This is a genomic window from Paucibacter sp. B51 (assembly GCF_027863535.1).
Taxonomy (GTDB): domain Bacteria; phylum Pseudomonadota; class Gammaproteobacteria; order Burkholderiales; family Burkholderiaceae_C; genus Paucibacter_A; species Paucibacter_A aquatilis.
In genome coordinates, this window is the sequence record NZ_JAPIVN010000001.1 from 1,643,937 (window position 1) to 1,656,656 (window position 12,720).

At 68.0% G+C, this 12,720-nt stretch carries 11 protein-coding genes; 10 read left to right on the forward strand and 1 reads right to left on the reverse strand.

The window, feature by feature from the left end:
- Positions 1–96: 96 nt before the first annotated feature.
- From purE to OOB33_RS07005, 10 genes are all read left to right on the forward strand, one after another.
- The gene (gene purE / locus OOB33_RS06960) at positions 97–534 is read left to right on the forward strand and encodes a 5-(carboxyamino)imidazole ribonucleotide mutase (RefSeq protein ID WP_394341027.1); all 438 of its coding nucleotides are present in this window, start codon (positions 97–99) and stop codon (positions 532–534) included.
- Positions 534–1,712, forward strand: a complete 1,179-nt coding sequence (locus OOB33_RS06965; RefSeq protein WP_271008141.1) for a 5-(carboxyamino)imidazole ribonucleotide synthase — start codon at positions 534–536, stop codon at positions 1,710–1,712. Before purE ends, OOB33_RS06965 begins: the two co-directional genes overlap by 1 nt.
- An 11-nt stretch (positions 1,713–1,723) precedes the next feature.
- Positions 1,724–2,719 (forward strand): L-threonylcarbamoyladenylate synthase, encoded by a 996-nt coding sequence (locus OOB33_RS06970; protein WP_271008142.1) that lies wholly within the window; start codon positions 1,724–1,726, stop codon positions 2,717–2,719.
- Positions 2,720–2,804: 85 nt separating this feature from the next.
- Entirely contained in the window at positions 2,805–3,794 is a 990-nt protein-coding gene (locus tag OOB33_RS06975; protein WP_171828205.1) for an SGNH/GDSL hydrolase family protein, read from the forward strand.
- Positions 3,795–3,914: 120 nt separating this feature from the next.
- A complete protein-coding gene (gene tsaB, locus OOB33_RS06980; RefSeq protein ID WP_271008143.1) occupies positions 3,915–4,685 on the forward strand; it encodes a tRNA (adenosine(37)-N6)-threonylcarbamoyltransferase complex dimerization subunit type 1 TsaB in 771 nt (256 codons plus the stop codon).
- The gene (gene rimI, locus OOB33_RS06985) at positions 4,682–5,191 is read left to right on the forward strand and encodes a ribosomal protein S18-alanine N-acetyltransferase (RefSeq protein WP_271008144.1); all 510 of its coding nucleotides are present in this window, start codon (positions 4,682–4,684) and stop codon (positions 5,189–5,191) included. Before tsaB ends, rimI begins: the two co-directional genes overlap by 4 nt.
- Positions 5,188–6,096 carry a uracil-DNA glycosylase gene (locus tag OOB33_RS06990; protein WP_271008145.1) on the forward strand — a complete coding sequence of 303 codons (909 nt, stop codon included), beginning with the start codon at positions 5,188–5,190 and terminating at the stop codon, positions 6,094–6,096. Before rimI ends, OOB33_RS06990 begins: the two co-directional genes overlap by 4 nt.
- Positions 6,093–8,540 carry a putative bifunctional diguanylate cyclase/phosphodiesterase gene (locus tag OOB33_RS06995; RefSeq protein WP_271008146.1) on the forward strand — a complete coding sequence of 816 codons (2,448 nt, stop codon included), beginning with the start codon at positions 6,093–6,095 and terminating at the stop codon, positions 8,538–8,540. Before OOB33_RS06990 ends, OOB33_RS06995 begins: the two co-directional genes overlap by 4 nt.
- Positions 8,533–9,645 carry a class I SAM-dependent methyltransferase gene (locus tag OOB33_RS07000; RefSeq protein WP_271008147.1) on the forward strand — a complete coding sequence of 371 codons (1,113 nt, stop codon included), beginning with the start codon at positions 8,533–8,535 and terminating at the stop codon, positions 9,643–9,645. The genes OOB33_RS06995 and OOB33_RS07000 overlap by 8 nt, the downstream gene beginning before the upstream one ends.
- A gap of 1,166 nt (positions 9,646–10,811) precedes the next feature.
- Positions 10,812–11,204: a VOC family protein gene (locus OOB33_RS07005; protein WP_271008148.1), complete on the forward strand. Its 393-nt coding sequence runs from the start codon at positions 10,812–10,814 to the stop codon at positions 11,202–11,204.
- A gap of 257 nt (positions 11,205–11,461) precedes the next feature.
- Here the strand turns inward: OOB33_RS07005 and OOB33_RS07010 are convergent, their stop codons facing one another.
- Positions 11,462–12,697 (reverse strand): multifunctional CCA addition/repair protein, encoded by a 1,236-nt coding sequence (locus tag OOB33_RS07010; RefSeq protein ID WP_271008149.1) that lies wholly within the window; start codon positions 12,695–12,697, stop codon positions 11,462–11,464.
- Between the last annotated feature and the right edge of the window lie 23 nt (positions 12,698–12,720).

Sequence of the window (12,720 nt, forward strand, 5' to 3'; positions counted from 1 at the left end):
CGCGTCGTGCCGGATTCTCAACATCATCAGCAACAGTCAGCGAGCACAGCCCCCCTGGTTGGCGTGGTGATGGGTTCCAGCAGCGACTGGGACACCATGAAGCACGCTGCCGACATTCTCACCGAGTTCGGCATTCCCTTCGAGGCCAAGGTCGTGTCCGCGCACCGCATGCCGGACGATATGTTCGCCTATGCCGAGAGCGCCGCCAGCCGCGGCCTGCAAGCCATCATCGCCGGTGCCGGTGGCGCCGCCCACCTCCCCGGCATGCTGGCGGCCAAGACGCCCGTGCCGGTGCTCGGCGTGCCGGTGGCCAGCCGCCATCTGCAAGGCGTCGATTCTCTGCATTCCATCGTCCAGATGCCCAAGGGCATCCCGGTCGCCACCTTCGCCATCGGCACGGCCGGCGCCGGCAATGCCGCCCTGTTCGCCGTGGCCATGCTGGCCAATCAGAACCCCGCCCTGCGCGCCCAGCTGGAGGCCTTTCGCGCCCGCCAGACCGAGGTGGCCCGGGCCATGAGCAAGGACCTGGTCTGATGTCGGCGGCCTCGCTGAAACCTTTGCTGCCCGGCGAAGCCACGCTGGGCGTGATGGGCGGCGGCCAGCTGGGCCGCATGTTCGTCCACGCCGCTCAAAGCCTCGGTTATCGAACCGTGGTGCTGGATCCGGATGCCGACAGCCCTGCCGGACTGGTGGCCCACGAGCACATCCACGCCGGCTATCTCGACGAGGCGGGGCTGGCGCGTCTGGCCGAAGTGGCCGACGCCATCACCACCGAGTTCGAGAATGTGCCGGCGCAGGCGCTGGCACGCCTGGCCGAGCGCCGCTTCGTGGCGCCGGCCGGTGCCGCCGTCGCTTATTGCCAGGACCGTGCCGCCGAGAAAGCGCATTTCAAGGCCAGCGGCGTCGCCTGCGCGCCCTATGCGGTGATCGAGAGCGCGGCCGATCTGGCCGTGGTGGCCGACAGTCTGCTGCCCGGCATCCTCAAGACCAGTCGCATGGGTTACGACGGCAAGGGCCAGATCCGCGTGCGCAACCGTGCCGAGCTGCAAGCCGGCTGGGACGAGCTCAAGCAAGTGCCCTGCGTGTTGGAGCAGATGCTGCCGCTGGCGCTGGAGCTCTCGGTGCTGAGCGCCCGTGGGGCCGATGGCACGGTGGTACAGTTCCCGGTGCAGCAGAACCTGCACCGCGACGGCATCCTGGCCGTCACGCAGGTGCCGGCGCCCGCGGTCAGCGAGGCCTTGCAGCAGCAAGCTTTGGCCTCGGCCGCCCGCATCGCCACGGAGATGGCCTATGTCGGCGTGCTCTGCGTCGAGTTCTTCGTGCTGCAGGATGGCTCCCTGGTCGTCAACGAGATGGCGCCGCGCCCGCACAACTCGGGCCACTACACGATGAACGCCTGCGATGTCTCGCAATTCGATCTGCAGGTGCGCGCCATGGCCCGCCTGCCGCTGCGCACGCCGCGCCTGCATTCGCCGACGGTGATGCTCAATTTGCTCGGAGATTTGTGGTTTGACGCGACCGGCGCCGAACGCACGCCGCCCTGGGACGCTGTTCTCGCCTTGCCCGGCACCCATCTGCATCTTTACGGCAAGACCAGCGCGCGCCCCGGCCGCAAGATGGGCCACCTCAACATCACGGCCGCCACCGCGGCCGAGGCCGAGCGTCTGGCGCGCGAAGCGGCGGGCCTGCTGGGCCTGCCCCAGGACTGGTGAGCGAGGCCGCCATGCTGCTCGACGCCCGCCAGCCCGATGCCATCGCTGCAGCGGCCGCCCGCTTGGCGGCCGGCGAGTTGCTGGCGCTGCCGACCGAGACGGTCTACGGCCTCGGCGCGCGTGCCGACGACGATGCAGCCGTGGCCAAGATCTTTGCGGCCAAGGGCCGGCCGGCAGACCATCCGCTGATCGTCCATGTCGCCGATGCGGCCGATGCTGAATTGTTCGCGGCCAAGCTGCCGCCGGTGGCGCGGCGCTTGATGGCGACCTTCTGGCCCGGGCCCTTGACCGTGATCGTGCCGCGCAAGCCCGGCGTGGGCGCGGCCGCAGCCGGCGGGCAAGACACGATTGGCCTGCGCTGCCCGGCCCACCCGGTCGCGCGCGACTTGTTGATCGCAGCGCGCGCTTTGGGCGTGGCCGGTGTCGCGGCGCCCAGCGCCAACCGTTTTGGCCGGGTCAGCCCGACCCAGGCCCGCCATGTGGTCGATGAATTCGAGCCGGGTCTGTGGGTGCTGGACGGTGGCGATTGCGAGGTCGGCATCGAATCCAGCATCGTCGATTGCAGCCGCGCCCATCCCGTGCTGCTGCGCCCCGGCGTGTTGACGCCGGAGGAAATTGAGGCCGCTGCCGGTGAGCCCCTGCGCGCGCCGGACGCTCAGGCGCCGCGAGCCTCGGGCACCTTGGTTGCGCATTACGCACCCCGTGCGGTCGTGCGCCTGTACGACACCGAAGCCTTGCGTCAGGCCCTGGCCGAAAGCGGCTCGGGCGGCCGACTGGCCGGGGGGCTGGCGGTATATTCGCGGTCGGTCGAGCCGCCGCAGGGCGTGCTGAGCCGGCGCATGCCGGCCGAGGCACGCGCCGCGGCGCATGAGTTGTTCGCCGTTCTGCGCGAGCTGGACGGTGCGGGCTCGGCCGAGATCTGGATCGAACTGCCGCCGCTGGATGCGGCCTGGGACGGAGTCAGGGATCGCCTGAGCCGTGCTGCCGCGGCCTTTGTAGGCCTGTAGGTCCCGCGGGATTGATGGAAGATGGAGCGCGGAGCCAGGTGCCATGGGGTGCCGGCCCGCTGAGCTTTTAATGGTTGGAGTGTTCATGAAGAGTTGCAAACCGGGCGCAGGTCAAGAGATTCGCCAAACTCGTACCTGGGTGGCGATGCTGGCTTTGGCCGCTGCCGGTGTTCTGTCGGCTTGTGGTGGCGGCACCCAGCAGATCGACCCTTTCGTTCCGACCCGCATCATTGCCTTGGGCGATGAGGCCAGCGCCATCACGGCGGCCGGCAAGAAATACACCATCAATGGCCTGGATGCGACCACCGGCTTGCTGGCTTGCGCCGCCAATCCGAACTGGGTGCAGATCGTGGCGGGCAACTTCGGCCTGGTGTTCAAGGAGTGCAACCCCACCAATATCGCCACGCCGACCGGCATCATGTACGCCGCCGCCGGCGTCAAGGTGGCCGATGTGCGGGCCCGCCTCGACGCGCATTTCGCCAATGGATCGTTCGGCCCCAAGGATCTGGTGACGGTGATGGCCGGCACCAACGACATCCTGGAGCTTTATGCCCAGTACCCGGCGCAGAGCAGCGATTCCTTGTTGGCCGAAGCCCGCGCCCGCGGCAAGCTGCTGGCCCAACAGGTCAACCGCATCGCCGATGCCAATGGCCGCGTGGTGGTGGCCGTGGTGCCCGATGTGGGCCTGACGCCTTTCGCCGTCAAGGAAGCTGCGGCCAAGCCGGGCAGCCTGGACCGCGCCAAGTTCCTGTCCAGCCTGACCGAAGAGCTGAATTTGGAAATGACCATCAACCTCAAGAACGATGGCCGCCTGATCGGCCTGGTCAAGACCAATGACGACGGCAGCGGTGGCATCCAGACCATGGTCAAGTTTGCTTCGGGCTTTGGCTTTGCCAACGTCACGTCTGCGGCCTGCCTGGACACCGTGGCGCTGACCGATTGCACCACCAAGACCCTGGTGACCGGCGCCGCCGTGGACACCTGGCTTTGGGCCAGCGATGTGCAGCTGAGCCCGGCTGGCCATCAGCGCCTGGGCTCGCTGGCCCTGGTGCGGGCGCGCAACAACCCCTTCTGAAGCCCCGGCGCGTTCGGCGCCGCCTTCCGCCATCGCCGGGTCGCGCAAGCGCCCCGGCGTTTGCTTTTTTGAGTCCTCTGCAAGCCCGGGGCCGCCAAGGCCCGCGGCTACACTTCCGCCATGACCGTGTTGTTGGCCCTCGACAGTTCCACCGAAACCATGGCCCTGGCCCTCAGCAGCCCGGCGGGACGCTGGCTGTTTGAGGCCGAGGGTGGCCCGCAGGCCTCGGCTCGGCTGGTGCCGGAGGCCCAGGTTTTGCTGGCCCAGGCGGGCCTGGCCATGGCCGACCTGGATGCCATCGCCTTCGGCCGCGGCCCCGGTGCTTTTACCGGCTTGCGCGCAGCCTGCGCGGTGGTGCAGGGCCTGGCTTTTGCGCTGAACAAGCCGGTGCTGTCGCTGTGCAGCCTGCAGTTGGTGGCGGAAGACGCGCGCCAGCAGGCCGAGGCCGAGGGCCGCGCATTGGATGGCACGATCTGGGTGGCCATGGACGCGCGCATGAACGAGATTTACGCCGCGGCCTTTCGCTGGGATGGCGTGCGTTGGCATCAGGAAGAGGCGCCGGCTCTGTACCCGCCCGGCGCCTTGTTGCAGCGCTGGGAGCTGCGGCCCGCGGCCGTGGCGGGCTCGGCCCTGTCTGTGTTTGCCGAACTGCAAGGCCAGGCCTTGGAAGGCGTGCGTCAGTGGCCGCGCTGCCAGTCGCGCGCCGCGGCCTTGGCGGAGTTGGCGCGCCAGGCCCATGCGCGAGGCGAAGGGCTCGATGCCGCCGAAGCCATGCCGCTCTATGTGCGCGACAAGGTGGCGCAAACAACCGAGGAACGCTTGGCGATTCGCCTGGCGGCCGAGAAGCAGGCCGAACGACAGAGCGAACTTCAGGCCGGGAGTTCCGCATGAGCGCCTGCCCGCGCGAAGACGATGTGTTGGCCGTCGAGCCGCGCTTGCGTGCCATGCGCGGCAGCGATGTGCCGGCCGTGCTGGAGATCGAGCGCGCCGCCTACCCCCTGCCCTGGACCGAGGGCAATTTCATCGACTCTTTGGCGGCCGGCTACAGCGCCTATGTGCTGCAGGCCGAGGGCGGCCGACTGCTCGGCTACTGCCTGGCCATGCAGGGCTTTGGCGAGGTTCACTTGCTCAATATCGCGGTGGACCCGGCCTGCCAGGGCCGCGGCCTGGCGCGGCGCATGCTGGCGACCCTGGCCCAGCTCTGCCGTGATCGCAAATGCCCGCAGCTCTGGCTGGAGGTGCGGGTGAGCAACCAGCGCGCCCGCGAGGTCTATCTGCGTTATGGCTTTCGCGAAGTGGGCTTGCGCCCGGCCTACTACCCGGTGTTGCAAGGCCCGCGCGAAGACGCGGTGCTGATGAGCCTGGACGTCATGGAAGACGGCGAGGCACGGCCATGAGCTGGGACGCCCGCCAAACCGCCATGCTGGCCGCCATGGGCCTGCGGGTCTGGCCGCGCCCCGATACGGCTGAAGCCTCGACCGACCCGGCGGACAGCGCGGTGGCCGTGGCGGAGCGCGAGGCACCGGCCGTTGCCGCGCCTGCGGCTGTTCGCCCGCCCGCCGCTGCGCCGGCGCCTCGCCCGCCCGCGCCGGCTCCTGTCGCCGCCATGGCCGCCGTGGCCGAGCTGCTGCCACGCGCTCCGCAGGCTGCACCCGCGCCCAGTCGCCCCGCCTTGCCTGCCGGTCAGCGCGAGCAGCTGGTGGCCGGCCTGGGCTGGCCCGAGTTGCGCTATGAGGCGGCCGAATGCCAGGCCTGCCGGCTCTGCCAGGGCCGCCGCGCCCATGTCTTCGGTGCCGGGCCTGAGGCGGCCGATTGGCTGATCGTGGCCGACCCGTCCGGCGAGGCCGAAGATCCAGCCCAGCCCTTCGGTGGCGAGGCCGGCGCCTTGCTGGCCAATATGATGCGCGCGCTCAAGCTGGACCCGGCGCCCGCCCTGGGCCGGCCAGCGGCCGAGCCGGCCGCACGCGAGCGCCAGGCCTACATCAGCCTGCCCGTCAAATGCCGACCCGGCCCGGGCGTGCCGAGCGGCCCGGCCGAAATCCAGCAGTGCCGGCCTTTGCTGGCGCGCCAGGTGGCCCTGCTGCAGCCGCGCGTCATCGTCGCCCTGGGCCGGGCATCGGCCCAGGCCTTGCTGGGCAGCGATGAGCCCTTGGGCCGCTTGCGCGGCCGGGTCCACCACTTTGAAGGCATCCCGGTGCTGGTCAGCTATGGCCTGGACTACCTCCTGCGCAGCCCGGCCGACAAGGCTGGTGCCTGGGCCGACCTGTGCCTGGCGCTGGAGTCTGCCAAGGGCCAGGCATGACACTGACGAGCTTGCCGCCCTCTCAGCTGGAGCCGCTGGGCTGGGATGAGTTGCCCTGCGCCGCTTGTCTCTTGAGCCCCGAGGCCATGCTGCTGCAGGCCAACAGCGCCTGGCGCGAGCTGCACCCGGCGTGGGCGCGTCGTGAGCCCGGGCTCTGGCTGGAGGCGGTGTCGGCCGCCGATCAAGCCCGCTTGCGCGCGCTGCTGGCGGCCCGGGCTGACTTCGAATTTCAGCTGAGCAGCGCCGATGCCGGCCCGGACCTGGCCTGCCGTGCACGTTGGTTGCCCGCGCGCGAGGCCTTTGCCTGCAGGTGGAGCGATGTCACGGCCCAGCGCCGCCAGGCCCAGCTGGCACGCGAGCAGAGCGAGGCCCTGGCCCTGCAAGCCAGCCAGATGCGCTTGCTGGCCGATCATGTGCCGGCGCTGCTGGCCTTTTACGACGCGCAGACCTATCGCTGCCATTTCGCCAACCGCCAGTACGCCCAGGCCTTCGGGCTGGACGAGCAGAGCATCCTGGGCCGCAGCTTCACCGAGGTCATCGGGCACGATGCCCAGCTGCTGGTTCAACCCCAGGTGGATCGCCTGCTGCGCGAGCGGGTGACCGTCAGCTATGAGCGTTATCTGCCCGGCCCTGACCCGGCACGCAGCGAGGATGGGCGCTGGGTCGAGGTCAGCCTGATCCCGCATCTGGTGGGCGCCGGCGAGCCGCAGGCCTGCTTTGTGATGATCAACGACATCACCCGCCACCGCGTCGCCGAGATTGCCGCGCGTGAGTCCGAGGCGCGGCTGCAGAAATTCATGCAGGCCTCGGTCGAGGGCATTCTGTTTCACCGCCAGGGCCGGATCAGCGACGCCAACCCGCCGCTCTGCCGCCTGCTGGGCTACGGCCTGGACGAGATGGTGGGGCGCGCGGCGCTGGATTTCGTCGTCGATGATTTGCGCGAGCAGGCCGCCCGCGTGATGGCCGAGCGGCGCGAGCTCAGCTACGAATCGGCCCTGTTGCACCGCGACGGCTCGCGCATCCCGGTCGAGCTGATCGTGCGCACGCTGGAGGCGCAGGGTGAGCATCTGCGCATGACCATCGTGCGCGACATCCGCGACCGCCTGGCCGCTCAGGCCCGCATCCAGCACCTGGCTCACCACGATGCCCTGACCGGCCTGCTCAACCGCGCAGCCTTCATGGAGCAGCTGGGCCCGGCCCTGCAGCTGGCCGAGAGCCGCGATCGCCGCCTGGCCCTGCTCTTCATCGACCTGGACAACTTCAAGCGCGTCAACGATTCGCTCGGTCATCTGGAAGGCGACAAGGTGTTGACCACGGTGTCCGAGCGCATCACCGATTGCCTGCGCTCCACCGATTTGGTGGCACGCTTCGGTGGCGATGAGTTCGTCATCCTGCTGCGCGACATCACCAGCCGCGAGGATGTGATGGTGGTGCTGATGGCGCTGCTGGCCGTGGTCGAGGTGCCGGTGCTGGCCGATGGCTGCCGCTTGTGCGTCACGCCCTCGATCGGCGTGGCCATGTTCCCCGAGCATGGTGGCCGGCCCGAAGAGCTGATCCAGCATGCCGACATGGCCATGTACCAGGCCAAGGCCGGCGGCCGCGCCAACTACCAGTTCTTCGATGCGGAACTGGCCCGCCATGCCTACTCCGACCTGGTGCTCGAGAGCGAGCTGGCCCAAGCCCTGGAGCGCGGCGAGTTCGAGCTGTTCTTCCAGCCCCAGGTGGCGGCGCTGGGCGGCGAGCAGGGTGGAGCACTGATCGGCGCCGAAGCCTTGCTGCGCTGGCGCCACCCCACGCGCGGCCTGCTCGGCCCCGATGCCTTCATCGATGTGGCCGAGCGCCATCGCCTGATGCTCAAGCTCGGCGAATGGGTGCTGCGCGCGGCGGCCCTGCAGGCGCGCGACTGGCGCGAGCGCGGCGTGGCGGCGGTGCCGATTGCAGTCAACCTCTCGCGCATGCAGTTCCGCCTGGAGGGCTTCGGGGCTGCCGTGGCACGGGTGCTGGACGAGGTCGGCATTGCCGGCGAGTGCCTGGAACTGGAGCTGACCGAGCGCATGCTGATGGACGAGATTGCCAGCGCGCCGGCCACCCTGACGGCCCTGCGGGCACTGGGCCTGGGCGTGTCGGTCGACGACTTTGGCACCGGCTACACCTCGCTGGCCCACCTGACCCAGCTGCCCCTGGACAAGCTCAAGATCGACCAGAGCTTTGTCGCCAAGCTGCCCGAGGACGGCGGTGCCGCGGCCATCACCCGCGCCATCATCCAGATGGCACGCGGCCTGGGTCTGCATGTCAGCGCCGAGGGCGTGCGCAACAGCGCTCAGCGCCGCCTGCTGGCCGATTGGGGCTGTGATGAGCTGCAGGGCGAGCTGATCGGCCCGCCCATGGCCGCCCCCGATTTTGAGCAATGGCTGCAGCAGCGCCGCAGCGCTTTCCATGACTGACGATTCTTCCCAAGCAAGCCCGCTGAGCGAGCGCATTGCCGCCGAGATCCGCGCCGCTGGCGGCTGGCTGCCCTTCGACCGTTTCATGGCCCTGGCCCTGTATGCCCCGGGCCTGGGCTATTACAGCGGCCCCAGCCAGAAGTTCGGCCTGATGCCGCAGAGCGGCTCGGACTTTGTCACCGCGCCGGAGCTGAGTCCGCTGTTCGGCCGCGCGCTGGCGGCCCAGGTCGGACAGGCCTTGCAGGCCTGCGGCTGCGATGAGGTCTGGGAGTTCGGTGCCGGCACTGGCGCCCTGGCCGAGCAGTTGCTGGGTGCTCTGGGCACGCAGATTCGCCGTTATCGCATCGTCGATCTCTCCGGCACCCTGCGCGCCCGCCAGGCCCAGCGCCTGGCCGCCTGGGGCGATCAGGTGGAGTGGCTGGACCAGCTGCCCGAACAGTTCGACGGCATCGTCGTCGGCAACGAGGTGCTGGACGCCATGCCGGTGCAGCTCCTGGCCTTCGACGGCCAGGCCTGGGCCGAACGTGGCGTGTTCTGCACGCCCGAGGGCGGCTTTGCCTACGCCGACCGTGCGCAGCCGGGCCTGCAACTGCCGCTGAGCGAGCCGCCGGTGGGCGCCTTTCCGCCCGGCATGGTCACCGAGACCCATGCCCAGGCCGAGGCTTTTGTCCGCACCCTGGCCCAGCGCCTGCGGCGCGGTGCAGCTTTTCTGATCGACTACGGTTTTCCCGAGCGCGAGTACTACCACCCTCAGCGGCACGGCGGCACCCTGATGTGCCACCACCTGCACCGCAGCGACCCCGATCCTTTGGTGCTGGTGGGCGAGAAAGACATCACCGCCCACATCAATTTCACCGGCATCGCCCTGGCCGGCCAGGAGGCCGGGCTCGAAGTGCTGGGCTACACCAGCCAGGCGCATTTCCTCTGGAACTGCGGCTTGGCCGCCCAGCTCGAAGGCGCCAGCGTGGCCGAGCGCGCCATGGCCCACAAGCTGGTGGCCGAGCATGAGATGGGCGAGCTGTTCAAGGTGATCGGCTTTGCCGCCGCGGGCTCGGCGTTTGAAGCGCTGGGCTTTGTGCGAGGGGATCGCTCGCACATGCTGTGAGCGAGGCTGGGTGCTGCCTCCCTTGTCGGCGCCGTGAGCGTGAATGGGCTTGGGCTGCGCTGCTGGCAGCGCTTGGCTGCCAAGCGCTTGAGCGCAGAGGCTGGCTCAAGGCTGCAGACGCGGGGATGGCCTGCGCCGGGTACGCACCTGGGCTAGTCTGACGATGACCGCAATGGCCTCCGAACTGGGTTTGATGGTGGCTCGGGTGAGTCAACTGGTGAGCCGGGCGGAGCGGGCGCGGGAGACGGACGAGGAGGCGAAGACTTGACCTCGAGTTTGGATCAGCGCGCCTCAAACTGAAGCCAGGCACTTTGCGGAGTATCACGAGCGCCGGAGCTTTGTTGCCGACCATAATCGGCGTCATGTCTGCCACCATTGCGAACCAATCCCCATTGCCCACAAGCCTCGCTCGCCAGGTGGGTGGTGACGGTTTCGTCCAACACGGTTTACCTGCCGCCGGCCGCATTGGGCTGTTCGGTCACCGCCGTGCGGCGGCAGATACACGCTGACTGTTAGGCGTTAGTCATCATCAAATGCACAGCTTTACTTCCCGGATAGGACTTCTCGTATTGCTCGGGCTTCTGACTGCTTGCGCGCCTTGGCCGCATACCGAGTACAGGCGCCCGAGCGTGGAGGGACGTCTCGTGGATGGTGGAAAGCCAATCCTTGGGGCCGAAGTATTTCTGGGTGCAAAGCCTGGAACGAATGATCCCTGCGGCGAAGCGGGCGACCGAGTGGCTGTTTCGCCGATCGATGGGAGCTTCAAGATTTCAGAGCGTTCGAGCGTAGTTCTGGCGCAGTCACTGCTAAATCCTCCGTCCCGTACTGGGCAGATCACTGCCGTTTGCATCCGGCGTCCGAACAGCGATGCGCAGATCGGGGCCCTGTTGATAATGTTCATCGACAAGCCGATGAGAGTTTCAATGGACTGCGATGTTTCAAATCCAAGGGGGCGTAACGAGATGGGCAATGCTCAGATATCAAGTCCATTGGGTCAGCCGCAACTTTGCCAAGCTGTTCGCGTGCCACGAGATGCCGGCTAACTAGTCGCTTGAGTGGACATCCGTCAGCTGACAGCGCTATGCTTTCTGTGTATTTTTGGCTCTGCGTGGCCAGCTGGCTGCGGCCACTCAGTTTCAACGTCAGGTCTCATTGAGGAGCCTCACATGCATGCAAATTCGCTGTCCCCTTGCATCACCACCGCCAAGGTTGAGGAGTCGCGCGATTTTTACGTCAAACACTTTGGCGCAAAGATCACCTTCGACTGCGGCTGGTATGTCAATCTCGAATTCGGAAAGGGCGCGTCCCTTCAGTTCATGGCGCCTCAACCGGACCAGCCAAGCTGCAATCCCGCAGGCTTGACCTATAACTTCAGCGTTTCCGATGTCGATGCTGAGTTTCAACTGCTCGCTGCTTCAGGTCTGGTCGCCATCATGCCGCTCGAAGATCATCCATGGGGAGATCGCGGCTTTGCCGTTCAAGATCCAAACGGCATCGTTCTGTACATCTACTCAGATCGCGAACCCAGTCCAGAGTTCAAGCAACACTACAAATCCTGACACCATGCCCGGGAACTCGGGGTCAAGTCATACCTTTCAAGGAAAGACCTGACTCCCTCAGTTCGCTCACATCGCAAGCAGGGAGCCGCACCAGCCCTTGCGCCAAGCAAGGCGCACCAATCCCGGGGGGCTGGACAACCCATCCGTGGCTCAGCTCATCGCTATCAGCATGCTTGCTGCTGGTTGCCTAACCGAATACGTGGGCGGGTTTGTGCGGGCGAAATCGCTGTTTCAACGTGCGCCGACGAGTTGGGATTTCATGCGTCTTGATTTCCCAGCGCCGCCAACCTCGCCCTCTGCACCGCCCGCCCGATCTCCGGCCCTTGGCGCCCCTCCGCCAAGGCGGCGGCGCTGACCGCCGCCAGATCCACCGCCTGCACCGCGCGCAGGTCCTTCAGCAGTCCTTCACGCTGCGGGTAGGGCCGGTCTTCCAGCCCCAGCCGGCCGCGGGCATCGCATTCGCAGGCCCAGAGCAGCTGCTCGAAGCGTTCGGGCCGGCGCCAGGCATCGCAGCGTTCCATCAGGCGCAGGCGGGCTTCGGCGCTGAAGGCTTCGCTCTGGTGCACATGGGTGTGTTCGCGCGCGACCAGCTCGGCCAGTTCGCGGCAATCGCTGGGCACGCGCCAGCGTTCGCTCAGGCGCTGCACCAGTGGCAGGCCGCGGCTCTCGTGGCCGATGTGGCGGGGCAGCACATCGACCGGGGTGAGGCCTTTGCCGAGGTCGTGGCAGAGGCTGGCATAGCGCACGGTCAGCGGCGCCTGCTGGCGCGCGCATTGCTGCAGCACCATCAGCACATGGATGCCAGTGTCCACTTCCGGGTGGTGGGCGGGCGGCTGCGGCACGCCGAACAAGGCCTCCAGCTCGGGCGCCAAGCGGGCCAGGGCGCCGCAGTCGCGCAGCACCTCGATCATGCGGGCGGGCTGCGCTTCCATCAGCCCTTTGGCGAACTCCTGCCAGACCCGCTCGGCCACCAGGGCGTCGACCTCGCCGGCCGCCACCATCTCCCGCATCAGGGCCAGGGTCTCCGGTGCGACGGTGAAGCCTTCAAAACGGGCGGCGAAGCGGGCCAGGCGCAGGATGCGCACCGGGTCTTCGGCAAAGGCGGGCGAGACATGACGCAGCACCCGTGCGGCCAGATCGCGCTGGCCGCCGTAGGGGTCGATGATCTGGCCGCTGGCGTCTTGCGCCATGGCATTGATGGTGAGATCGCGCCGGGCCAGGTCTTGCTCCAGGGTCACATCGGGCGCGGCATGGAAGGCAAAGCCGTGATAACCCGGCGCGGTCTTGCGCTCGGTGCGGGCCAGGGCGTATTCCTCATGCGTCTCGGGGTGCAGAAAGACCGGGAAGTCGCGGCCCACGGCGACGAAGCCGGCCTCCCGCATCTGGGCCGGGTCGCCGCCCACCACCAGCCAGTCGCGGTCTTTCACGGGCCAGCCCAGCAGGGCATCGCGCACCGCGCCGCCGACCAGGAAGAAAGCTTGCTTCGTTGTCATGAGGTGCTGCTTGTGTGTTCGAA

Excerpts from the sequence above, each read along its gene's own strand:
- purE (WP_394341027.1), top strand. The coding sequence starts at position 97 with ATGAAGCACGCTGCCGACATTCTCACCGAGTTCGGCATTCCCTTCGAG.
- OOB33_RS06965 (WP_271008141.1), top strand. The coding sequence starts at position 534 with ATGTCGGCGGCCTCGCTGAAACCTTTGCTGCCCGGCGAAGCCACGCTG.
- OOB33_RS06970 (WP_271008142.1), top strand. The coding sequence starts at position 1,724 with ATGCTGCTCGACGCCCGCCAGCCCGATGCCATCGCTGCAGCGGCCGCC.
- OOB33_RS06975 (WP_171828205.1), top strand. The coding sequence starts at position 2,805 with ATGAAGAGTTGCAAACCGGGCGCAGGTCAAGAGATTCGCCAAACTCGT.
- tsaB (WP_271008143.1), top strand. The coding sequence starts at position 3,915 with ATGACCGTGTTGTTGGCCCTCGACAGTTCCACCGAAACCATGGCCCTG.
- rimI (WP_271008144.1), top strand. The coding sequence starts at position 4,682 with ATGAGCGCCTGCCCGCGCGAAGACGATGTGTTGGCCGTCGAGCCGCGC.
- OOB33_RS06990 (WP_271008145.1), top strand. The coding sequence starts at position 5,188 with ATGAGCTGGGACGCCCGCCAAACCGCCATGCTGGCCGCCATGGGCCTG.
- OOB33_RS06995 (WP_271008146.1), top strand. The coding sequence starts at position 6,093 with ATGACACTGACGAGCTTGCCGCCCTCTCAGCTGGAGCCGCTGGGCTGG.
- OOB33_RS07000 (WP_271008147.1), top strand. The coding sequence starts at position 8,533 with ATGACTGACGATTCTTCCCAAGCAAGCCCGCTGAGCGAGCGCATTGCC.
- OOB33_RS07005 (WP_271008148.1), top strand. The coding sequence starts at position 10,812 with ATGCATGCAAATTCGCTGTCCCCTTGCATCACCACCGCCAAGGTTGAG.
- OOB33_RS07010 (WP_271008149.1), bottom strand. The coding sequence starts at position 12,697 with ATGACAACGAAGCAAGCTTTCTTCCTGGTCGGCGGCGCGGTGCGCGAT.